The sequence below is a fragment of the Neisseria dentiae genome, assembly GCF_024580525.1.
Classification (GTDB): Bacteria; Pseudomonadota; Gammaproteobacteria; order Burkholderiales; family Neisseriaceae; genus Neisseria; species Neisseria dentiae_A.
On the sequence record NZ_JANIKQ010000008.1, the window covers coordinates 13168 to 33488 of the forward strand.

Annotated in this window: 19 protein-coding genes and 1 pseudogene; 13 read left to right on the forward strand and 7 right to left on the reverse strand. The window is 58.1% G+C overall.

What is annotated here, in order from left to right:
• Positions 1 to 314: 314 nt before the first annotated feature.
• From NQ012_RS06235 to NQ012_RS06245, 3 genes are all read left to right on the forward strand, one after another.
• The gene (locus tag NQ012_RS06235) at positions 315 to 1052 is read left to right on the forward strand and encodes a methionine ABC transporter ATP-binding protein (RefSeq protein WP_257066751.1); all 738 of its coding nucleotides are present in this window, start codon (positions 315 to 317) and stop codon (positions 1050 to 1052) included.
• A gap of 1 nt (position 1053) precedes the next feature.
• The gene (locus NQ012_RS06240; RefSeq protein ID WP_257066752.1) at positions 1054 to 1740 is read left to right on the forward strand and encodes a methionine ABC transporter permease; all 687 of its coding nucleotides are present in this window, start codon (positions 1054 to 1056) and stop codon (positions 1738 to 1740) included.
• Between the two features lie 104 nt (positions 1741 to 1844).
• Positions 1845 to 2762: a MetQ/NlpA family ABC transporter substrate-binding protein gene (locus NQ012_RS06245; protein WP_257066753.1), complete on the forward strand. Its 918-nt coding sequence runs from the start codon at positions 1845 to 1847 to the stop codon at positions 2760 to 2762.
• Positions 2763 to 2897: 135 nt separating this feature from the next.
• Here the strand turns inward: NQ012_RS06245 and NQ012_RS06250 are convergent, their stop codons facing one another.
• Together NQ012_RS06250 and NQ012_RS06255 are read right to left on the reverse strand one after the other, a co-directional pair.
• On the reverse strand, positions 2898 to 4073 hold the full coding sequence (locus tag NQ012_RS06250; RefSeq protein ID WP_257066754.1) for an LD-carboxypeptidase: 1176 nt from the start codon (positions 4071 to 4073) through the stop codon (positions 2898 to 2900).
• A gap of 133 nt (positions 4074 to 4206) precedes the next feature.
• On the reverse strand, positions 4207 to 4602 hold the full coding sequence (locus NQ012_RS06255; RefSeq protein ID WP_257066755.1) for an HIT family protein: 396 nt from the start codon (positions 4600 to 4602) through the stop codon (positions 4207 to 4209).
• A 280-nt stretch (positions 4603 to 4882) separates the two neighbouring features.
• On the opposite strand from NQ012_RS06255, the gene NQ012_RS06260 reads away from it, so the two are divergent.
• Complete coding sequence (locus NQ012_RS06260) at positions 4883 to 6973, forward strand: calcium-binding protein (RefSeq protein WP_257066756.1); 2091 nt, start codon at positions 4883 to 4885, stop codon at positions 6971 to 6973.
• Between the two features lie 316 nt (positions 6974 to 7289).
• Here NQ012_RS06260 and NQ012_RS06265 read toward each other — a convergent pair whose 3' ends face one another.
• Positions 7290 to 8825: an AmpG family muropeptide MFS transporter gene (locus NQ012_RS06265; RefSeq protein ID WP_257066758.1), complete on the reverse strand. Its 1536-nt coding sequence runs from the start codon at positions 8823 to 8825 to the stop codon at positions 7290 to 7292.
• Positions 8826 to 9033: 208 nt separating this feature from the next.
• Between NQ012_RS06265 and NQ012_RS06270 the strand changes: the two genes are divergently transcribed.
• Both NQ012_RS06270 and argA read left to right on the forward strand, forming a co-directional pair.
• The gene (locus NQ012_RS06270; protein ID WP_257066759.1) at positions 9034 to 9459 is read left to right on the forward strand and encodes an MJ0042-type zinc finger domain-containing protein; all 426 of its coding nucleotides are present in this window, start codon (positions 9034 to 9036) and stop codon (positions 9457 to 9459) included.
• 1 nt (position 9460) lies between these two features.
• Positions 9461 to 10786: an amino-acid N-acetyltransferase gene (gene argA, locus NQ012_RS06275; RefSeq protein ID WP_257066760.1), complete on the forward strand. Its 1326-nt coding sequence runs from the start codon at positions 9461 to 9463 to the stop codon at positions 10784 to 10786.
• A 142-nt stretch (positions 10787 to 10928) separates the two neighbouring features.
• Here argA and hemL read toward each other — a convergent pair whose 3' ends face one another.
• Positions 10929 to 12218, reverse strand: a complete 1290-nt coding sequence (hemL, locus tag NQ012_RS06280) for a glutamate-1-semialdehyde 2,1-aminomutase (protein WP_257066761.1) — start codon at positions 12216 to 12218, stop codon at positions 10929 to 10931.
• Positions 12219 to 12581: 363 nt separating this feature from the next.
• Between hemL and NQ012_RS06285 the strand changes: the two genes are divergently transcribed.
• Together NQ012_RS06285 and NQ012_RS06290 are read left to right on the forward strand one after the other, a co-directional pair.
• Positions 12582 to 13439: a mechanosensitive ion channel family protein gene (locus NQ012_RS06285; RefSeq protein WP_257066762.1), complete on the forward strand. Its 858-nt coding sequence runs from the start codon at positions 12582 to 12584 to the stop codon at positions 13437 to 13439.
• Positions 13432 to 13941, forward strand: a complete 510-nt coding sequence (locus tag NQ012_RS06290) for a protein disulfide oxidoreductase (RefSeq protein ID WP_373566643.1) — start codon at positions 13432 to 13434, stop codon at positions 13939 to 13941. The genes NQ012_RS06285 and NQ012_RS06290 overlap by 8 nt, the downstream gene beginning before the upstream one ends.
• A gap of 183 nt (positions 13942 to 14124) precedes the next feature.
• Here the strand turns inward: NQ012_RS06290 and ribF are convergent, their stop codons facing one another.
• Together ribF and tal are read right to left on the reverse strand one after the other, a co-directional pair.
• Positions 14125 to 15054, reverse strand: coding sequence for a bifunctional riboflavin kinase/FAD synthetase (gene ribF / locus NQ012_RS06295; RefSeq protein WP_257066765.1), 930 nt, complete (start codon positions 15052 to 15054; stop codon positions 14125 to 14127).
• A gap of 242 nt (positions 15055 to 15296) precedes the next feature.
• Complete coding sequence (tal, locus tag NQ012_RS06300; protein WP_257066767.1) at positions 15297 to 16352, reverse strand: transaldolase; 1056 nt, start codon at positions 16350 to 16352, stop codon at positions 15297 to 15299.
• Between the two features lie 83 nt (positions 16353 to 16435).
• On the opposite strand from tal, the gene NQ012_RS06305 reads away from it, so the two are divergent.
• The gene (locus NQ012_RS06305) at positions 16436 to 17410 is read left to right on the forward strand and encodes a KpsF/GutQ family sugar-phosphate isomerase (RefSeq protein WP_257066768.1); all 975 of its coding nucleotides are present in this window, start codon (positions 16436 to 16438) and stop codon (positions 17408 to 17410) included.
• A gap of 32 nt (positions 17411 to 17442) precedes the next feature.
• Here NQ012_RS06305 and NQ012_RS06310 read toward each other — a convergent pair.
• Positions 17443 to 17589, reverse strand: a pseudogene (locus tag NQ012_RS06310) (lipoprotein signal peptidase).
• A gap of 55 nt (positions 17590 to 17644) precedes the next feature.
• Here NQ012_RS06310 and NQ012_RS06315 point away from each other — a divergent pair.
• The 4 genes from NQ012_RS06315 (at position 17645) to lptA (ending at position 20146) form a co-directional block, all read left to right on the forward strand.
• A complete protein-coding gene (locus tag NQ012_RS06315; protein WP_257066769.1) occupies positions 17645 to 18397 on the forward strand; it encodes a hypothetical protein in 753 nt (250 codons plus the stop codon).
• Positions 18398 to 18517: 120 nt separating this feature from the next.
• Positions 18518 to 19054, forward strand: coding sequence for a KdsC family phosphatase (locus tag NQ012_RS06320; RefSeq protein WP_257066770.1), 537 nt, complete (start codon positions 18518 to 18520; stop codon positions 19052 to 19054).
• On the forward strand, positions 19051 to 19629 hold the full coding sequence (gene lptC, locus NQ012_RS06325; protein ID WP_257066771.1) for an LPS export ABC transporter periplasmic protein LptC: 579 nt from the start codon (positions 19051 to 19053) through the stop codon (positions 19627 to 19629). The genes NQ012_RS06320 and lptC overlap by 4 nt, the downstream gene beginning before the upstream one ends.
• The gene (lptA, locus tag NQ012_RS06330) at positions 19610 to 20146 is read left to right on the forward strand and encodes a lipopolysaccharide transport periplasmic protein LptA (protein WP_257066773.1); all 537 of its coding nucleotides are present in this window, start codon (positions 19610 to 19612) and stop codon (positions 20144 to 20146) included. Before lptC ends, lptA begins: the two co-directional genes overlap by 20 nt.
• Positions 20147 to 20321: the final 175 nt, after the last annotated feature.

The window sequence follows — 20321 nt, forward strand, 5'->3', positions numbered from 1 at the left end:
TCTTTATTTGCTTATGCTCAAACCGTTTTGTGCGCCGGCAAACCGAACAAGGCACGGCCGACGGTCGGATTTGCCGAACAACTACCCTATCCCACTAAATTAAAAAGCTTTAGTTTCCGCCTTTGCCGCCACCGGCATTTACAAAACTTGACCCTGAAAACGGTTTGCAGTATATTTGCACGCAAAATTTGCCGCCGATTTGACACAGCTTGCGGGCGTTAAACAGCTAAAGCGTAGGTTGCACTTTGCAGCCCATCTGTTTGCATTCCGGCCCGCTGTGTTACACATCGGGCTTTGTTGTTTTGGATAAACTTATGATTACTTTGGACAATGTTTCCAAGCGCTATCAAAACCGCGATAAAACGTGGTTTACCGCCGTGGAGCCGACTTCGCTGCAAATCGAAGCGGGCGAAATTTTCGGTCTGATGGGCTATTCGGGTGCAGGAAAATCCACGCTGCTGCGCCTGATCAACCTGCTCGAGCGCCCAGACACCGGCACGGTAACGGTGGCCGGGCAGGAGCTGACTTCGTTAAACGCCGCCCAACTGCGCCATGCGCGGCAAAACATCGGCATGGTGTTCCAGCAGTTTAACCTGCTTTCCAACCGCACCGTGGCCGGCAATGTGGCGTTCCCGCTGGAAATCGCCGGTTGGCCGTCTGAAAAAATCCAAGCGCGGGTGGCGGAATGTCTGGAAATCGTGGGGCTGGAAAACCGTGCAGCCCACTATCCCGCCCAACTTTCGGGCGGCCAGAAACAGCGTGTGGGCATCGCCCGCGCCCTCGCCCCCAACCCGCAGGTGATACTGGCCGACGAGCCTACCTCCGCGCTCGATCCGGCGACCACCCGCAGCGTGTTGGAATGTTTGGAAGACATCAACAAACGCTTCAACGTAACCATCGTTATCGTTACCCACGAGATGAGCGTGCTGCGCCGCCTGTGCGACCGCGCCGCGCTGCTGCATCAGGGCAAACTGGTGGAAACCGTGTGCGTTAACAACAACCGAATCCACGCCCAATCCGAAATCGGGCGCGAGCTGGTGCGGGAGGACTGACATGGCAGGCTTAACCTTTTCGCAAGCCTTGGAAACCATCGGCCGTATGCGCGGCGAAATCGTACAGGCTTTATGGGAAACCTTCGTGATGGTGGGCTTGTCGACCGCATTCGCCACCGTATTCGGCACCCTGCTGGGCGTGCTGCTGTTCGTTACCGCCAACCGCCAACTGCACTACAACCGCCCCGTCAATCTGGTGTTGGACAATCTGGTTAACCTGATGCGTGCGTTTCCGTTTGTGATTCTGATGATTGCGATGATTCCCGCCACCCGCGCCATTGTCGGCAGCACCATCGGCCCGGTTGCGGCTTCGCTGGTGCTGAGCGTTTCCGGCCTGTTTTACTTTGCCCGCCTGGTCGAACAAAACCTGCGCGAAGTGCCGCGCGGCGTGATTGAGGCCGCCATCAGCATGGGCGCCGCACCGATGACGGTTATCCGCAAAGTGCTGCTCAACGAAGCCCGTGCGGGCATGGTGTCGAGCATTACCGTGCTGGCCATCGGCCTGCTGTCATACAGCGCGGCGGCCGGCATGATCGGCGGCGGCGGCTTGGGCGACTTGGCCATCCGCTACGGCTATTACCGCTACCAAACCGAAGTTATCATTTTTATCGTGACCATTTTGGTTTTATTGGTGGTGGTGATTCAGAGTTTGGGCAACTTTATTTCACGCAAACTGGATAAACGCTGATAAACTTTTCAGACGGCCTTTCTTTCAGACGGCCTTTTATTCATATGAAAGGCCGTCTGAAACCTATTTTAAATTTTAAACCGACTTAATTTTGGAGTTCCAACATGCAAGCATCCGCTTTATTCAAAACCTTCTCGGCCGGCGCGCTGGCTTTCGCATTGGCAGCCTGCGGCGGCCAGAAAGAAACTGCTCCCGCAGCCGCTTCCGCTGCATCACAACCTGCCGCAGCCGGCGCTGAAAAACAAGAAATCGTGTTCGGCACCACCGTCGGCGATTTCGGTGATATGGTGAAAGAGCAAATCCAACCCGCGTTGGAGAAAAAAGGCTATAAAGTCAAGCTAATCGAATTTACCGACTATGTACGCCCCAATCTGGCGCTGGCCGAAGGCGAGCTGGACATCAATATCTTCCAACACAAGCCCTATCTGGACGACTTCAAAAAAGAACACAAACTCGATATTACCGAAGTGTTCCAAGTGCCGACCGCGCCGTTGGGCCTCTACCCCGGCAAGCTCAAATCGCTGGATGAAGTGAAAGACGGCAGCAGCGTTTCCGCCCCCAACGATCCTTCCAACTTCGCCCGCGCCCTGGTGATGCTCAACGAATTGGGCTGGATCAAGCTGAAAGACGGCATCAACCCGTTGACCGCGTCTAAAAACGACATCGCCGAAAACCTGAAAAACATCAATATCGTCGAGCTGGAAGCCGCCCAACTGCCGCGCAGCCGCGCCGACGTTGACTTCGCCATCGTTAACGGCAACTACGCCATGAGCAGCGGCATGAAGCTGACCGAAACCCTGTTCCAAGAGCCGAGCTTCGCTTATGTGAACTGGTCTGCCGTGAAAACCGCCGACAAAGACAGCCAATGGGTGAAAGACGTAACCGACGCGTATAACTCTGACGAATTCAAAACCTACGCCAAACAGCGTTTCGCCGGCTACAAATACCCCGCATCATGGGGCGAGCAAGCCGCTGCCGGCGCCAAAGCCGAAGCAGCTTCCACCGCATCGGCCGCCAAATAATTCCGAAATTTGAAATACCGAACGCCTTCCCTGCTACGGGGGGCGTTTTTTTATGCAGGCAAAGGCCTTTGCAAAATTCAGGCCGTCTGAAAATTTTCAGACGGCCTTTGTAACAGGCGTTAAAACCACCTTAATTTATTCCTGCACCGGGTCTTCCACAATATTCACGGGCTGGTAGGCGGGAACGGGCGGGGGCAACAGGGTGTCGAGCATCAGGCCGGCGGCGTTGAGGGTGGGGTAGCCGCTGAACGTTACCGAGTAGCCGCCGTTGGATTCGCTGCGTATTTTGGCGTGCGCGCCCAGCGGGAAGGTGGCTTTGTTGGTGATGTGGCCGAACGGGAAGCCGGTGAGCACGGGCACTTTGGCGATGCGGCTGATGTTGTTGACCACGGCGCTGAAGTCGTAGCTGCTGTCGTACACGTCGCGGATGGTGCCCATGCGGAAATCGCCGAGCACCACGGCCTGCTGTTTCGACAAAATACCGGCCAGATGCAGGGTTTGCAGCATGCGCTCGATGCGGTAGGGCTGTTCGCCCACGTCTTCGAGAAACAGGATGCCGCCCTGAATGTCGGGCATATAGGGGCTGCCGGCGAGCGAGGCCAGCACGCTTAGGTTGCCGCCCCAAAACGTGCCTTCGGCGTTTACGCTGCGGCGCTGCACGTTATACACGCTGACGGTGTTGGCGGCATTGGTGGCGCCGCGTATAAACGATTCCATGGTGTAGGTGCTGGGGGCGGGTTTGCCGAATTCGCTGTACACCATCGGCCCGGCGAAGCTGGCCATATTGCCTTTGGCCAACAGGGCGAGCTGCACGGCGCATAAGTCGCTGAAGCCGAAAAACAGCGTGCCGCGTTCGCGCATACGGGCGCCGAGACCGGCAAAGTCGATATGCGGCAGAATGCGCACGGCACCGTAACCGCCGCGCAGCCCCATCAGCACTTTCGGGGTGGCGACGCGGCCGGTGGCAACGTCTTGGAAGTCGGCGATGCGTTCGCTGTCGGTGCCGGCGAAACGCTGGTAGCGGCGGAAAGCGGCCTGCTGGTTGGTTACGGCAAAACCGGCGTTATGGAGGCGGGCGAGGCCGGCTTCGGAGCGGGCGGCGCTGTCGGCAAAACCGGAAGGGGCGACAACGCGCAGAATGTTGTCGCCGCTGCGGCTGGGTTGGGTGGTTTTCGGTGGCACGGTTTGGGCTTTGCTGGATTGGGTGGAGGGCTGGGTGGTGCCGCCGCTGCCGCAGGCGGCAAGCATGCCTGCGCCGGCTGCGGCAGCGGATGCTTTCAGAAAGTTGCGGCGGGAAGGTTGCCAGGTCATAAAGATTCCTTGTGTGTGCCGCCCTTTCAGACGGCCTGATAAAGGCGTGTATTTTAAAGGTGTTGCGCCGCATCACACAATGCAGGCCGTCTGAAAGGCGGCAAACGGTTTTCAGACGGCCTGTGCGGTTGCATTACAGCAGCGCTTTTACCTGCTGCGGCCAGTTTTCCGGCAAAACCGCCTGTGACTCCCGCACGGCGGGCGCCCAAATGGGGGCGGGAAAATTGGCATCGTTACCGAAGCGGGCAATCACGTGCCAATGCAGGTGCGGCACCACGTTGCCCAAGCTGGCCAAGTTGATTTTGGCCGGCCGGAACACTTGGCGCATGGCAGCCTCCACGCGGTAAACCGCATCCATCAGCTCTTGGCGTTCTGTGGGTTGCAGGTCGGTCATTTCGGCAACATGGCGCTGCCAGATTACGCGGCAGAACGCGGGGGCATTGGCTTCGTTGTGAACGGCAATCACACGCAGGTTTTCGGTTTGCAGCAGCACATCTTCGCCGGCGGGGGCGCACAAAGGGCAGGTCATGGTCGGCTCCTTCAAAGTTGGCCTGATATTCTAACAGAGTTTGCCGCAAGGGGCTTTCAGACGGCCTTGACCGAACAGGAATCCAAACAAACATTCAAATCGAAACAAATTAACGCGGCGGATATGACCGTGGTTTTCACGTTAATAATAATTTTGTTTAAAATATTGTATATAATCAATTTTTGTAATACATTCCCACCTTCGGCAACCAAAACAAAACCACACGCCGGCGTCTTACCCGAATATCATCATTAATATCCATTCAAATAAGGAAGCTATCATGAGCAGCCAACAATCCGGCACACCGGGCGTGTTTTACGGCGACAGTTCCGACAACGTGTTCCACATCGACCACCCGCAAGACCGCATCATCGAGAAAGCCAACCAGGGAACGGACACGGCATACAGCCGCGTGAACTACACCCTGCCCGATTATGTGGAAAACCTCACGTTGGTGGGCAACGGCGCCATCAACGCCACCGGCAACACCCAAAACAACGTGCTCACGGGCAACAACAACCGTAACCAACTGCTCGGTTTGGCCGGCAACGACACCCTTTACGGCCACGGCGGCAACGACACGCTCGACGGCGGCAGCGGTGCCGACGCCATGCACGGCGGCAACGGAAACGACGTGTATTATGTAGACAACATCAGCGATACGGTAACCGAGCTGCAAAACCACGGCACCGACACCGTGCACAGCAGCGTGAACTACACCCTGCGGGCCTATGTGGAAAACCTCACGCTCACCGGCAGCGGCAACATCAACGGCAGCGGCAACCATGCCGACAACACCCTGCACGGCAACCACGGTAACAACCATCTTTCCGGCAACAACGGCAACGACTCGATGTTCGGCCACGGCGGCAACGACACGCTGACCGGCGGCAACGACAGCGACAAACTCTACGGCGGCGCAGGCAACGACCGGTTAATCGGCGGCAAAACCGTCGGCCTGATTGAAAACAGCTTGGGCGAACTCTATTACCCCGACTTCGGCGACGGCGGCGACTATCTCGACGGCGGCGCAGGTAACGATGTGCTGATGGGCGGCTACGGCGACGACACCTATTTCTTCGCCCGCGGCTACGGCCACGACACCATCATCGACTACCGCACGCCCGGCGTAGAAACCGTTTCCGACCCCGAAGGCACCAACACCGTGCGCTTCGGCGCAGGCATCCGCCCCGAAGATTTAACCATCACCGCCGCCGTTCAGGCCGACGGCAACATCGCCAACGTTTGGCAGATCGCCCTCAAAGGCAGCAACGACAAACTCACCATCCGCAACCAAAGCGCCGACGAAGAAGCCAACCTCGCCATCACCCGCTTCGAGTTCGCCAACGAAACCCTCAGCCCGTGGCAGCTGGCCGACCGTATCGGCATCATCGGTAACAGTAAAACCATCGCCATCGGCAATCAAAGCGGCTACCGCATGAGCAGGGCTGATTTCGGCGTAGGGCCGGACAACGAGCTGGCCGAATACCGTTTCGATATCGAAAAAGTAACCGGCGGGCGTTTGGCCTATCTTTCTTCAGACGGCCACGTTATCGAATGGGTGAAAAAAGGCCAGTTCCATTATTCCGATGCCGAAAACCTGGTGTTTATCCCCAACCGCGGCGCCACCGAAGCCGCCGTCGAATTTAAGTTTGACGACAGCACCGCCGCCCGCAGCGGCCGCACCGACGACGCGACCCACACCATCAAATTCGATGTGCACGACACATCCGGCAACGGCGGCCGTATCCTGTTCGGCGACGTCAACGGCAACACCATCAACGGCGGCAGCGGCAACGATTTAATCGACGGCTGGACGGGTAACGACCGGCTCAACGGCCTCGGCGGCAACGACACCCTGCACGGCAGCTCAGGCAACGACATACTCGACGGCGGCAGCGGCAACGACAAGCTCTACGGCGGCGCAGGCAACGACACGTTTATGTTTGCCAAAGGCAGCGGCCAAGACACCGTTTCCGACACCGAAGGCAGCAACACCGTGCGCTTCGGCAAAGGCATCGCCCCCGAAGACCTAACCGTTACCCGCACCGCCCACCCGTGGTTTTCAACCGAAACCAACTGGGAAATCAGCATCGACGGCAGCAGCGACAAACTGATTATCGAACGGCAGAACACCGGCAAAAGCGCCGCCGTTACCCGCTTCGTTTTCGACTCGGGCACTTTCGGCAACGACGTGCTCGAAGGGAAAATCTCCGAAGCCAAACTGGCCGCCGCGCTGGAAAAAACAGACGGTGCCGCAACCGCCGCTTCCGCTGCGCAAAACACCCCCGCCGCAGCTTATGCGTATAACGCCGCACCTTCGGCACCGGCCAAGCCCGACGAATCCACACCGGTTAATTTAATCGGCTGACGGCAGGGGTTGCCGGGAAACAGCCCGCCGATTTCAGGAAACCTCTGCAAAACCATCTTGAGGCCGTCTGAAATGCTCAGGCTCCGTTATTGGCTTCGCAAGCCCGCTGCGCTACCCCCGCGTAGGCAGGAATAACGATAATCGGATGTTTCAGACGGCCTAAACCGACTTGCAAAGATTTCAGGTTGGTTAAAACATTCCGTCGGCAAAACCACAGGCCGTCTGAAAACCCGTTTTAAAAACAGGTTTTCAGACGGCCTCAATTTTTAACAAACCAATAAAGCGGAAAAGTTTATGTCCGCACAAAACAGCAGCCCTACCCTGCTCCGCCGTTTTTGCCGAACAGCTTTTTCTCGGCCAGATACACCAGCAGCAACACCGGCAAGCCCAAGAGCGCGGTCAGCGTAAAGAAACCCGGATAACCGATTTTATCGACCATCGCCCCCGAATAGCCGCCCAAAGTTTTAGGCAGCAGCGTCATCAGCGAGCTGAAAATCGCATATTGCACGGCGGTGAAGCGGATATTGGTTAAAGCCGACAAAAAGGCGATAAACACCGCGCCCGCCAAACCCGCGGCGAGATTGTCGAACCCCACCGCCAAATACATAAACGCCACATCGTGCCCGCGGTAGGCCAGCGCCACAAACAGCAGGTTGGTTAACGCCGCCAGCACCGCACCGGTCATCATCATTTTCATCAGGGCGAATTTCTGCGACAGCAACCCGCCGAGAAAACCGCCGGCCACCGCCATCACCACGCCGAAAGTTTTCACCGCTGCGGCGATTTCTTCTTTGCTGAAGCCCATGTCCTGATAAAACACATTGGAAATCACGCCCGCCACAATGTCGGAAATACGGTAAACGCCGATTAAGGCCAACAGCAGCAGCGCCGATTTGCCGTAACGCTCGAAAAAATCGGTAACGGGGTGTATCCAAGTGTCCACCGCCAGTTGTTTGGGCACCAAACCGCTTTTCACGGTCAGCGCGCCCACCGCTGAGGCGGCTGCTGCGGAAAACAACAGGCGCACGGCTTCCCAACCGAACGCAGCCAGCGGGCCGCCGCCCTGCGGCAACACCTTGCCCAGTTGCGAAAACGCCGCCACAAACGCCGCCACCGACACCAAAAACAGCAGCAGCAGGCGCAGGTTGTCGGCCGTGGAACGCGAAGCGGTGTGGTGTTCGGACGCGGCAGGCTCGCGCATCAGCAGCGTCGTCGCCACCCCCACGCCCATCACGGCGGCCATAATGAAATAGGTTTGCTGCCAGGCCGCATACACATAAGCGTTTTCGTGCGAACCGAGTTTCGCCGCCAAAAACAGCGCACCCGCGCCCGCCACAATCATCCCCACGCGGTAGCCGGCGTTATAAGTGGCGGCCGTTACCGACTGCATCGCCACATTGTCTGCCGCCGATTCGATGCGGTAGGCATCGATCACCACGTCTTGCGTGGCCGACGAAAAACCCAGCAACACCGCACCTGCGGCCATATAAGTTAACGCCGTGCCGCTGACGGGGTTGACCATGGCCATACTGCACACCGCCGCAATCACCAGCAGTTGCGACAACAACAGCCAGCCGCGTCGTTTGCCCAGCAGGCGGGTCAGCAGCGGCAGCGGCAAAGAATCGATCAGCGGCGCCCACACGAATTTGAACGAATAAGCCAGCGCCGCCCAACTGAACATGGTAACCGTGCTGCGGTCCACCCCAGCTTCGCGCAGCCACAGCGACAGGCTCGAGAAAATCAGCAAAATCGGCACACCTGCCGAAAAGCCGAGAAAAAACAGCGTAATGGCGCGGCGGTCTGTGTAGGCAGCCGCCGCAGCCAGCCAATTTTTAGAAGAAGTTTGCTGCATATCAAGCACTTAAACCGCAAACACACGGTTGCATAAAAATAAAACGGCTATTGTATCAACGAAGCATACAGGCCGTCTGAAAAGATTTGTTTCAGACGGCCTGTTTCCGTTTAACCCAAAAAACCGCCGAACTCCCGCGCAAACTTCCCATGCCGTCTGAAAAACCTTAAAATACCGTCTTCTATAATAAACGTCTTAAATCACTATTATGCCCATCTGCGTCTGCCCCCACTGCAAAGCACGGCTTGCCGTTAAAGATACCCAACTGAACCTGGCGCAAGGTTTTGTGGTCTGCACCAAATGCGAAGGCCTGTTCCAAGCCAAGCACCACATCAGCAACACCCCGCACAAAGCCTCGCCCGAGCAGCTGCCCGGCGCCGCCACCGATACCAAACTGGTGCGCTCCATCGGCCCCGCCGTGCGCAACCACAAGGCCTTGTCGAAAAACGAAATCGCCGACCTGCTCGACAGCATGATTCCCGCCGAAGCCAAAAACAAGCCCGCCGCCAAAGCGCAGGCCGCCGCAGCCAACACCGCCGAACCCGCAAAAGACGGCTTCAACTGGACTTTGGCCGCACTCACCGCGCTCACCGTGCTGATCATGCAGCTTTTTTATTTGATATTAATGCTTTGAGATGACCGCCCCTGTTGATTTTATCCGCGACTTCCGGGAAGCCGCCCCCTATATCCACTACCTGCGCGGCAAAACGCTGGTAATCGGCATCGCGGGCAGCCTGCTCTCCGGCCCCACCCTCCAAACGCTCGCCGCCGATTTAAACCTGCTCGCCAGCCTCGGCGTGCGCCTGGTTGTGGTGCACGGTTCGCGCACACAAATCAACACCCTGGCAGAAGCGCACGGCCTTACCCCGCAATACCACAACGGCCGCCGCATCACCGACGAAACCACACTCACCCACGCCAAACAAGCCTGCGGCATGGTGCGCAGCGACATCGAAGCCGCCCTTTCGTTCGGCCTGTCCCAAACCCCGCTGCGCGGCAAGCCCCTGAGCATTGCCGGCGGTAATCTCGTTTCCGCCCGCCCGCTCGGCATTATCGACGGCATCGACATGGGCTACACCGGCATCGTGCGCAAAATCGACACCGAAGCCGTGCGCCAGCGCCTCAACGACGGCGCCTTAGTGTTAATCAGCCCGCTCGGCCATTCGCTCAGCGGCAAAACCTTCAATCTCAGCATGGGCGACATCGCCGAAGCCGCCGCCGTTGCCCTTCAGGCCGAAAAACTGATTTATCTGGTTGAACAAGAAGGAATTTTAAACGAACAAGGGCAGGTTCTGCCCAACCTTTCCGGCCAAGAGGCCCGCGCCCTGCTCACCGGCGGACGGGTGCAGAGCAACCAGCAAAGGCTGCTGCAATCGGCCGTAAACGCCGTGGAAAACGGCGTGCAGCGCACCCAGATTCTCAGCGGCCGCCAAAACGGCAGCCTGATTGCCGAACTGTTTACCCGCCACGGCGTCGGCACTTCCGTGGCGCGCAACGCCTTTATGAACATCCGGCAGGCCCAAACCGGCGACATTCCCGACATCACCGCCCTTATCCGCCCGCTCGAAGAACAGGGCATCCTGCTGCGCCGCAGCCGCGAATACCTTGAAAACCACATCGGTGAGTTTTCCGTGTTGGAACACGACCGCCGCATTTACGGCTGCGTCGCCCTCAAAACCTTTACCGACCCCGACATCGGCGAACTGGCCTGCTTGGTGGTCTCTCCCGAAGCGCAAGACAGCGGCTACGGCGAACTGTTGCTCGAACACCTGCTCGAACAAGCCCGCAGCCGCAACATCCGCACCCTCTACGCCCTTTCCACCCACACCGGCGAATGGTTTCTCGAACGCGGCTTTCAAACGGCACCATCCGAAGCCCTCCCGCCCGAACGCCTGAGCGAATACCACGAAAGCGGGCGCAAATCGAAAGTTTTTGCGTATAACGTGGGTGCAAACGGTTGAGGCCGTCTGAAACATTCAAAAAAGCATTACAAAACTTAGGGGCTGATTTATTTCAGCACCTAAGTTTTGTGCCGTCATACTCGGGCTTGACCCGAGTATGACGTACGTACTTTTTCTTAAGTTGATGGACTATATTATCCGGTCAAACTTCCGCCGCCATTTGCGCAAACACTTTCCGTGCCGCCGCCACGGTTTCTTCCACCAATTCCGGTGTGTGCGCGGCCGACATGAAGCAGGCTTCGTAGGCGGAGGGGCCGAATGCCACGCCGTTGTCGAGCATGCCGTGGAAGAATTTTTTGAAGCCGTCGGTATTGGAAGCGGCCATATCGGCATAACTCTGCGGCAGGGTGTCTGAAAAATACAGGCCGAACATGCCACCCACATAATCTGCACTGAACGTGATGCCCGCAGCTTTGGCGGCCGTCTGAAAACCGTCGGTCAAACGTTCGTTGAGCGCGGCAAGGTTTTCGTAAAAGCCCGGCCGTTGGATGATTTCGAGCGTTTTGAGGCCGGCGGCCACGGCCACGGGGTTGCCCGACAACGTGCCGGCCTGATACACGCCGCCGAGCGGAGAAATACAGGCCATAATGTCTTTGCGGCCGCCGAATGCGGCCAGCGGCATGCCGCCGCCGATAACTTTGCCCATCGTTGTCAAATCGGGTTTGATGCCGTGCAGCGACTGCGCGCCGCCGAGCGCGACGCGGAAACCCGTCATCACTTCGTCGTAAATCAGCACCGCGCCGTGTTGTTCGGTGAGCGTGCGCAAAGCCTTGATAAAGCTTTCAGACGGCCTGACCAGATTCATGTTGCCGGCGAACGGCTCCAAAATCACGCAGGCGATTTCGCCGCCGATTCGGGCGAAAGTTTCTTCGAGCTGTGCGGTATTGTTGTATTCCAACACCAGCGTGTGTTGGGTAAAATCGGCGGGCACGCCGGCGGAGCTGGGATTGCCGAAGGTGAGCAGGCCGCTGCCGGCTTTAACCAGCAGGCTGTCGGAATGGCCGTGGTAGCAGCCCTCGAATTTGATGATTTTGTCGCGGCCGGTGAAACCGCGTGCCAAACGGATGGCGCTCATGGTGGCCTCGGTGCCGGAGCTGACCAGACGCACCTGCTCGACGCTGGGCACGAGTTTGGCGATTTCTTCGGCCATCACGATTTCGCCTTCGGTGGGCGCGCCGAACGACAAACCGCCCAACGCCGCTTCGCGCACGGCTTCCACCACTTCGGGGTGGGCATGGCCGACGATGGCCGGCCCCCACGAGCCGACATAATCGATATAGCGCGTGCCGTTTTCGTCCCAAACATAAGCGCCTTGGGCTTTTTTGATAAAGCGCGGCACGCCGCCGACGCTGCCGAATGCGCGCACGGGCGAATTCACGCCGCCGGGAATGATGTTTTTGGCACGGTTGAATAATTGTTCGTTGCGGTTCATGGGGAATCCTTGCTGAATATATGGCTGCGTTTCAGACGGCCCCGGAAGGAAATGCTGCCGAAAAGGCCGTCTGAAAAAATAGAAAGCCGTATTTTAGCAGCTTTAGGGCGTGCAGCCGGAAGGCTTGTGAAGCGGTTTCTTGAGGAAAATCCGCAGATGCTGGGCAAAAATCGCAGCAAGATAAACATCTTGCGGGCATTTTAGCTTCGCAAATCCGCTACGCTACCTGATGCCGCAGGTGCCGATTTTAACCGAAAATACCGCCGCAACGCTGTCAATGGCACGCCCCCGGGCGCGCCGTTGCAAACGGCCGGATGTGATATATTTCAGACGGCCTTCCAACCAACCGCACCCGATTTTTTTATGGACACACTCAACCAACTCAACCACGGCATCCGCCAAAGCCTCAGCCACTACGAAGCCATGACCAACAGCGTTCAGGGCATGATAGAAGCCTTTTGGCTGCGCGTGCCTTATCTGGTGGTGGCCTTGCTGGCGTTTATCTTGTTTTGGCTGGCGGCCCGGCTGTTTAAAACTTTGTCGGTAAAGCTCTTGTCGCGCCGCCTGAGCAACCGCATGAACCTGCTCTTGGTGTTGCAGCGCATCGGCAGCGCGCTGATTGTTTTCGGCGGCTTTCTGGTGGCAATGATGATCGCCATTCCCGATTTCACGCCCGCGCAGCTTATCAGCACGCTCGGCATCGGCTCGGTGGCCGTCGGCTTTGCCTTCAAAGATATTTTCCAAAACCTGCTGTCGGGCATTCTGCTGCTGCTCAACGAGCCGTTTAAAATCGGCGACCGCATTATTTCGGGCACGTTTGAGGGCGAAGTGGAAAACATCGAAATCCGCGCCACCACGCTGCGCACCTACGACGGCAGGCGCATCGTTATCCCCAATTCGCAGCTCTTTACCTCGCCCGTTACCGTTAACACGCGCGGCGGCCTGTACCGCCAAAGCACCGTGCTGACTCTGCCTGCCGATTTGAACGCCGATGCAGTGAAGCAGCAGATTATCCGCGCGCTGCAACAACAGTGCGGCGACATCGTTTCCCAGCCCGAAATCGCCGTTACCGCGCTTTCCGACACCACCGGCACGCTCGAATTGCGCTGGTGGGCGCAGGGGCACACCGACAACAACCTGATTCTCGACCGCGTGCTGACGTGCGTGCAGCCGCTGCTGGCGCAGGACGACAAGCAAAGCGGGGAGGAAAACGGTGTGTAAACCGGCCTTGTATTGGCTCAGGCAGGCGTTTCAGACGGCCTTATTGCTGTTGCTGGTGTCGCTGGCCGCCGATTGGTGGCGCAAACCCGCCGAGCCGGCACGGTTTGCCGGCTTGCCCCTAGCCACATTAAGCGGCGGGCAAACCACTTTGGCGGCGCTCAGCCACGGGCGTACCGCTGTTGTGTATTTTTGGGGAAGCTGGTGCGGCATCTGCAAGCACACCTCCCCCGCCATACAGCGCCTGCACGAAGCGGGCGTGCCCGTGTTGGGTGTGGCGCTGCAATCGGGCGGCGCAGAAGAAGTGGCCGCCTATATGCGGGCGCACGGTTTGTCGTTCGACACGGCAAACGACCCGCAGGGGGAAATATCGCGGCAGTGGCGGGTGGCGGTTACACCGACGGTGGTGTTGGTGAAAAACGGCAAAACGGTGCACAGCACCACCGGCATCAGCAGCTATTGGGGTTTGCGCGGGCGCGTTTGGCTGGCGGACAGAGTGTATTGAAACGGATGCGTGGTTTTCAGACGGCCGGATTTGTTCCGTCATACCCGGATTCAACCCAAATGTCTCCCGTTTTCCCTGCAACAAAAAGATACTCGGGCCAAGCCCGAGTATGACGCAAATGTTGTGCAAAGAAACTGCGATGCGGGCCGTGCCGTTTTTGAAAACCGGCGCGAGCCGCTGCTCTTAGGCCTTCACCCAGTTTTTCGCCGCATCCATATCCGCCCAAATCTGGTGTTTCAAATCTTCGATATTGTCGAATTTTTTTTCGTCGCGCAGTTTGTGCAGAAAGCGCACGGTCAAACGTTGGCCGTAAAGGTTTCCTTGAAAATCAAAAAGATGCACTTCCAGCTTTTGGCGGCGCGACTTCGATACGCTGGGGTTGAAGCCGAAACTGGCCACTCCCCGCCGTTTGCCGAAGCTGCCTTCGGCCTCCACCACAAACACGCCGCTCAAGGGGTAGTGGTGCTGCGGAAGCTGCACGTTGGCGGTGGGGCAGCCTATGGTGCGGCCGAGCTTGGTGCCGTGTTTAACGTGGCCGCTGAGCGTGTAGTCGTGGCCGAGCAGTTTGCAGGCGTGTTCCAATTGGCCGTCTGAAAGGGCTTGGCGCACGGCGGTGCTGCTGGCGCGGATGTTTTCCACCAGCACCGAGGGCGTGCGCTCGGTTACCATGCCGGGTTGGTTTTGCAGCAGCTCGAAGCTGCCTTCGCGGCCGGCGCCGAAACGGAAATCGTCGCCGATCAGCAGATATTTGGTGTTGAGGGTTTCGCGCAAGAGGCTGTCGATAAAGGTTTGCGCACCCATATCGGCAAAGGCTTGGTTGAAGCGCAGCACCCACACCGCATCAACACAGCCGGTTTCCCGCAAAAGTTGCAGTTTGCTGCGCAGGGGCGAAATGCGGTAAGGCAGCTCGCGGCCGCTTTTGCGGGCGAAAAATTCTTGCGGCTGCGGCTCGAAAACCACTACCACCACAGGCAGGCCGCGGCTGCGGGCTTCTTGCTTGAGCCGTTGCAGAATGTGGCGGTGGCCGAGGTGGACGCCGTCGAAGTTGCCGATGGTAACGGCGCTGCCGTGGGGAAAGTCGGGGCTGATGCGCCGACCGAACCAGATTTTCATAGGGGTTGTTCTGTGCGGTGTGTGTCAAACGGGCGGTATTGTAAGCCGATTCGGCGGCTTGCGGAATATGCGGCGGGAAAACTTATTCGGGTGCAGCATTGCCCTTCTTGCGGTTTGACAGATTGAGGCCGTCTGAAAAAAAGTTTTTCAGACGGCCTCGGTGCAAACCGGCCTATATTATCTCGGCAAAACCTGTGCTTTCTGCCGAACGGAATATCCGCATCATACTTGGAACACTTCCGTTAAGCCAAAGGCTCGAGCAGTTTGGCAAATGCGTCTTCAAACTGTTTCAGGCCGTCTTCCTGCAAGCGCAGAGCGAGGGCTTCGAGGTCGATGCCGAGCTTTTCGGTTTCGGCCAAAACGGCAAGCGCTCCGGCCTGGCCTTCGGTGAGCGTGGTTGCGGCGCTGCCGTGGTCGATAAAGGCTTTCAGCGTGGCATCGGGCACGGTGTTGACGGTGTCGGGGCCGATCAGGCTGTCAACATAAAGCGTGTCGGGATAAGCGGGGTTTTTCACGCCGGTGGAAGCCCACAAGAGCTGTACGGGGTTGGCGTCGGCGGCTTTGGCGGCGGCAAATGCTTCGCCGCCGAAAAACTGCTGCCAATCCTGATAAGCGGCTTTGGCCAGCGCAATGGCCACTTTGCCTTGCAGGTGTTGCGGCAGCGTGGTGTCGAGCGCGCCGTCCACGCGCGAAATGAAGAAGCTGGCCACCACGCGGATATGGTTTACGGGCAGGCCGGCCGCCAAGCGTTTTTCAATGCCTTTCACATAAGTGGCATAGGCTTTGAGGGTTTGTTGGCGCGAAAACAACAGCGTGAGGTTGATGCTGAGGCCGTCTGAAACCAATTGCCCCAATGCGGCCACGCCCTCATCGGTGGTGGGCACTTTAATCATCACGTTGGGGCGGTTGATGGCGGCGTGCAGGCGTTTGGCTTCGGCCACGGTGCCGGCGGTGTCGTGCGACAAATCGGGGGCAACTTCCAAACTCACAAAGCCGATTTTACCGCCGCTTTTTTCATATTCGGGAAGAAACACATCGCAGGCGGCCTGCACATCGGCAATAGCCAGCGTTTCGTAGATGGCTTTCGGGTTGCGGTTTTGCTGTTTCAGCGCAGCGATTTCGCCGGCATACAAAGCATCGCCTGCAAACGCTTTCTGGAAAATGGCGGGGTTGGAAGTAACGCCGCACACGCCCTGCCGCATCATTTCGGCCAGCTCTCCGCTCTGCACCAGCGAGCGCGATAAATTGTCGAGCCAGATTTGTTGGCCTAATGCTTTAACGTCCGATAAAATAGTCATCTCTGAAATCCTTGTTATTTATTGAGAAAGTAATGATGCTAACCCGATTCTCCATATTTGGGTAGCCCTGCGGGAAAACAAGCATGGAAAATTCCGAACAATATCTGAACTGGGCGCGCGAGGTTTTGCGCATCGAAGCCGAGAGCCTGCACGAAATCGCCGCCGAACTCGACGGCGGCTTTACCCGCGCCGCCGCCGCCCTGCTGCAATGCCGGGGGCGCGTGGTGATTATGGGCATGGGCAAATCGGGGCATATCGGCCGCAAGATTGCCGCCACCATGGCTTCCACCGGCACGCCCGCGTTTTTCGTCCACCCCGCCGAAGCCGCCCACGGCGACTTGGGCATGATAGTCGACGGCGACGCGGTTATCGCCATTTCCAACTCGGGCGAGAGCGACGAAATCGCCGCCATTATCCCCGCGCTCAAGCGCAAACACATTACCCTGATTTCGATTACCGCGCGCCCGCAGTCCACCATGGCACGCCATGCCGACATCCACATCACCGCCGCCGTGTCGCACGAAGCCTGTCCGCTGGGGCTGGCGCCCACTTCCAGCACCACCGCCGTGATGGCGCTGGGCGACGCGCTGGCGGTGGTGCTGCTCAAAGCGCGCGAGTTCACGCCCGACGATTTCGCCCTCAGCCACCCCGCCGGCAGCCTCGGCAAACGCCTGCTGCTGCGCGTGGCCGACATCATGCACGGCGGCGAAGGGCTGCCCGCCGTGGCGAGCGGCACTTTGCTGAAAGACGCCATCGTTATCATGAGCGAAAAAGGCTTGGGCATGCTGGCCGTTACCGACGGCACAGGCCGTCTGAAAGGCGTGTTTACCGACGGCGACCTGCGCCGGCTGTTCCAACAGCGCGACAACTTCGCCGGGCTGACGGTTGACGAAATCATGCACGCCAACCCCAAAACCATCACCGCCGACAAACTCGCCACCGAAGCCCTGAAACAGATGCAGCAAAACCACATCAACGGCCTCTTGGTGGTGGAAGAAGGCGGTTTGGTTGTAGGCGCGCTGAATATGCACGACCTGCTGAAAGCGCGTATCGTCTGACCGGCGGCACACCGTTTTCAGACGGCCCGAATTCAAGCCTGAGACCTTTGCAAAACCCTCAGATACGGATGCAGTTCAAGGCGTAGCAGCGCAGCGAGCGCAGACATAACATGAAGTTAGGCAAGCGGGCGAGCAGTACCCTAAAGGGCATAAACACACAACGCAGAAATGCGCCGCAGATGGGGTTTTGCAAAGGTCTCAGCCCATCGTTTTTAACCCGCCGGAGTGCATGGCATGAAACCCCACTGGCTTTTAACCGGCTGTATGCTGGCCGCCGCCGCGCAGGCACAGCCCCTGAACCAACAAACACAGGCGCACTACCAAGCGCAAACGGCCGCCGTGCAGCCGTATCTGCCGATCAAACTCAACAGGTTTTTAACCATTAAGGCCGTGTCGTTCCACAACGGCGGCACGCACGTTTTATATGAAACAGCGGCGGCCGAACCGGGCGCCGAAGTGCAGAATGCGGTGGATACGGTGCGGCAAAACTCGCGGCTGGCATATTATCTGGACGTGTGCGGCAGCCGGCCGCCGCTGCAAATCATCAGCAACAGCTATTGGGTGCAGGATGCCGCCGGCAGGCTGGTGGCGCGCTGGGCAAACACGCCCGAAATGTGCGGCAGAAAAGAAGCCCGCGAAAAAAGCACGCAACAGGGCCGCATGGTCAGAAAAAACGTGCGGCTCGATGAAAGCAGCGTTAAAAACGGCGTGATGACCGCGGCCTACACCCTAACCGACCGCGATTTCAACGACATCGCCACCATGCTGCCGTTTGCAGTCAACGCCATGAAAAAGCAGGTAAGCGCCATCGTGTGCCGCCCCGAAGGCGGCATGCTGTCCGGTTTGCAGGCCGCAAGGTTTATCGTGCGCGACAAACACGGCAAAGCCCTGCCGCCGGTGGATATTTCGCCGATAGACTGCACGCCGCAGCCCGCCGCCCAACCGCAGGAGGGCGAAGACAGACCGCGCCGCAAAGCCAAAGGCTGAACCGCGTACCCAGCCCATTTACATTTTCAGACGGCGTTTAAACTTTACGGTGCTACAATAAACCGTTGATATTCGCCCAAGCCGTCTGAAAACCGTTTATTTTTAAAGAACACAACCCGAATGCAAACCCTAACCCCCGAACTTCAGGCGCGCGCCGCCGCCGTTAAACTGCTGATTATGGACGTGGACGGCGTGCTCACCGACGGCCGCATCTTCATCCGCGACAACGGCGAAGAAATCAAATCGTTCCACACGCTCGACGGCCACGGCCTGAAAATGCTGCAAGCCACCGGCGTGCAAACGGCCATCATCACCGGCCGCGACGCCCCGTCGGTGGGCGTGCGCGTCAGGCAGCTCGGCATCGGCCACTACTATAAAGGCATACACGACAAACGCGCCGCCTATGCGCAGTTGCGCGCCGAAGCGGGCGTGGAAGAACACGAATGCGCCTTTATCGGCGACGACGTGGTCGACCTGCCGGTGATGGTGCGCTGCGGCCTGCCCGTTGCCGTGCCCGAAGCGCACTGGTTTACCCTGCAACACGCCGCCTACGTTACGCAGAAAAGCGCGGGCAACGGCGCGGTGCGCGAATTGTGCGACCTGATTATGCAGGCTCAGGGCACGCTCGAAGCCGCTTTACAGGAGTATGTAAAATGACCAGATGGCGCTACGGCTGGCTGTTTCCGCTGGTGCTGGCGGTTTGCCTGGGCGGCCTTTCCGCCTGGCTCGGGCGCATCAGCCAGGTTGACGTGGAAGAAACCGCCCTCAACCCCAACGAACCGCAATATTCGATGACAGGCATCAGCGGCAAGCGTTTCGACGAACAAGGCCGTCTGAAAGAAAGCCTCGGCGCCGAAACTGCCTGGCAACTGCCCAAAAGCGACGACGTAACCTTTGAAAAACCCGAGCTTGCCATGTATAACGGCGGCAAACTGCTCTACACGGTGAACAGCAACGAAGCGCACTACAACACCGACAACCGTAAAGTACAGTTTCAAAACAACGTGGTATTAACCAAAAACGCCGACGCACAACGCCCCGCCGGCATCTTGAAAACCAACAGCCTAACCATAGATACGCAAACCGAAACCGCCGAAACCCAAGATGCCGTCGAATATCAATACGGCGATTCCCACGGCACGGCAAACGGTTTGGTGTACGACCACAAAAAAGGTTTTTTAAACCTGCCCTCCCGCGTGAAAGCCATTATTTATGACCCGAAAAATCTATAAAGCCGCCCTACTGGCCGCCTTAACCGCCGTTTCCGCCGCCCCCGCCCTCGCGCTCGAAAGCGACCGGCAGCAGCCGATTCAAATCGAAGCCGACCAAGGCTCGCTCGACCAGGCCAACCAAGTAACCACGTTCAGCGGCAACGTGATTATCAAACAAGGCACACTCAACATCAGCGCCGGCAGCGTGCGCGTGTCGCGCAACAGCAAAGGCGAGCAGCAGATGAACGCCAGCGGCAGCCCCGTGCGCTTCAGCCAAACGCTCGACGGCGGCAAAGGCATTGTGAAAGGCCAAGCCAACAACATCGATTACTCGTCGGCCACCAACATCGTGAAGTTGATCGGCAACGCCAAAGTAGAACGCGGCGGCGACCTGGCCGAAGGCGCCGTCATCACCTACAACACCCGCACCGAAGTTTATACCGTGCAAGGCAGCAAGGCCTCCGGCGGCAAAAGCGGCAAGCGCGTAACCGTGGTTATCCAGCCTTCCAGCACCCAATCGCAAGGTAAGAAAAAATAACCCGCAGGCCGTCTGAAACAACCGGCAATAACGCCGCACCGCTTTTCAGACGGCCTGATACCTTTGCAAAAATGCCGGATGCGGATGCAGTTCAAAGTGCCGCACACATTTGCCACGGTGTGCGCAAACAAGAATTAAGCTATACAAATCTTCACAAAGGTTAAAAAAACCTTTC

Excerpts from the sequence above, each read along its gene's own strand:
- NQ012_RS06320 (WP_257066770.1), top strand. The coding sequence starts at position 18,518 with ATGCAAACCCTAACCCCCGAACTTCAGGCGCGCGCCGCCGCCGTTAAA.
- NQ012_RS06285 (WP_257066762.1), top strand. The coding sequence starts at position 12,582 with ATGGACACACTCAACCAACTCAACCACGGCATCCGCCAAAGCCTCAGC.
- tal (WP_257066767.1), bottom strand. The coding sequence starts at position 16,352 with ATGACTATTTTATCGGACGTTAAAGCATTAGGCCAACAAATCTGGCTC.
- NQ012_RS06305 (WP_257066768.1), top strand. The coding sequence starts at position 16,436 with ATGGAAAATTCCGAACAATATCTGAACTGGGCGCGCGAGGTTTTGCGC.
- NQ012_RS06240 (WP_257066752.1), top strand. The coding sequence starts at position 1,054 with ATGGCAGGCTTAACCTTTTCGCAAGCCTTGGAAACCATCGGCCGTATG.
- lptC (WP_257066771.1), top strand. The coding sequence starts at position 19,051 with ATGACCAGATGGCGCTACGGCTGGCTGTTTCCGCTGGTGCTGGCGGTT.
- NQ012_RS06315 (WP_257066769.1), top strand. The coding sequence starts at position 17,645 with ATGAAACCCCACTGGCTTTTAACCGGCTGTATGCTGGCCGCCGCCGCG.
- lptA (WP_257066773.1), top strand. The coding sequence starts at position 19,610 with ATGACCCGAAAAATCTATAAAGCCGCCCTACTGGCCGCCTTAACCGCC.
- NQ012_RS06235 (WP_257066751.1), top strand. The coding sequence starts at position 315 with ATGATTACTTTGGACAATGTTTCCAAGCGCTATCAAAACCGCGATAAA.
- NQ012_RS06260 (WP_257066756.1), top strand. The coding sequence starts at position 4,883 with ATGAGCAGCCAACAATCCGGCACACCGGGCGTGTTTTACGGCGACAGT.
- NQ012_RS06270 (WP_257066759.1), top strand. The coding sequence starts at position 9,034 with ATGCCCATCTGCGTCTGCCCCCACTGCAAAGCACGGCTTGCCGTTAAA.
- NQ012_RS06255 (WP_257066755.1), bottom strand. The coding sequence starts at position 4,602 with ATGACCTGCCCTTTGTGCGCCCCCGCCGGCGAAGATGTGCTGCTGCAA.
- NQ012_RS06250 (WP_257066754.1), bottom strand. The coding sequence starts at position 4,073 with ATGACCTGGCAACCTTCCCGCCGCAACTTTCTGAAAGCATCCGCTGCC.
- NQ012_RS06245 (WP_257066753.1), top strand. The coding sequence starts at position 1,845 with ATGCAAGCATCCGCTTTATTCAAAACCTTCTCGGCCGGCGCGCTGGCT.
- ribF (WP_257066765.1), bottom strand. The coding sequence starts at position 15,054 with ATGAAAATCTGGTTCGGTCGGCGCATCAGCCCCGACTTTCCCCACGGC.
- hemL (WP_257066761.1), bottom strand. The coding sequence starts at position 12,218 with ATGAACCGCAACGAACAATTATTCAACCGTGCCAAAAACATCATTCCC.
- argA (WP_257066760.1), top strand. The coding sequence starts at position 9,461 with ATGACCGCCCCTGTTGATTTTATCCGCGACTTCCGGGAAGCCGCCCCC.
- NQ012_RS06265 (WP_257066758.1), bottom strand. The coding sequence starts at position 8,825 with ATGCAGCAAACTTCTTCTAAAAATTGGCTGGCTGCGGCGGCTGCCTAC.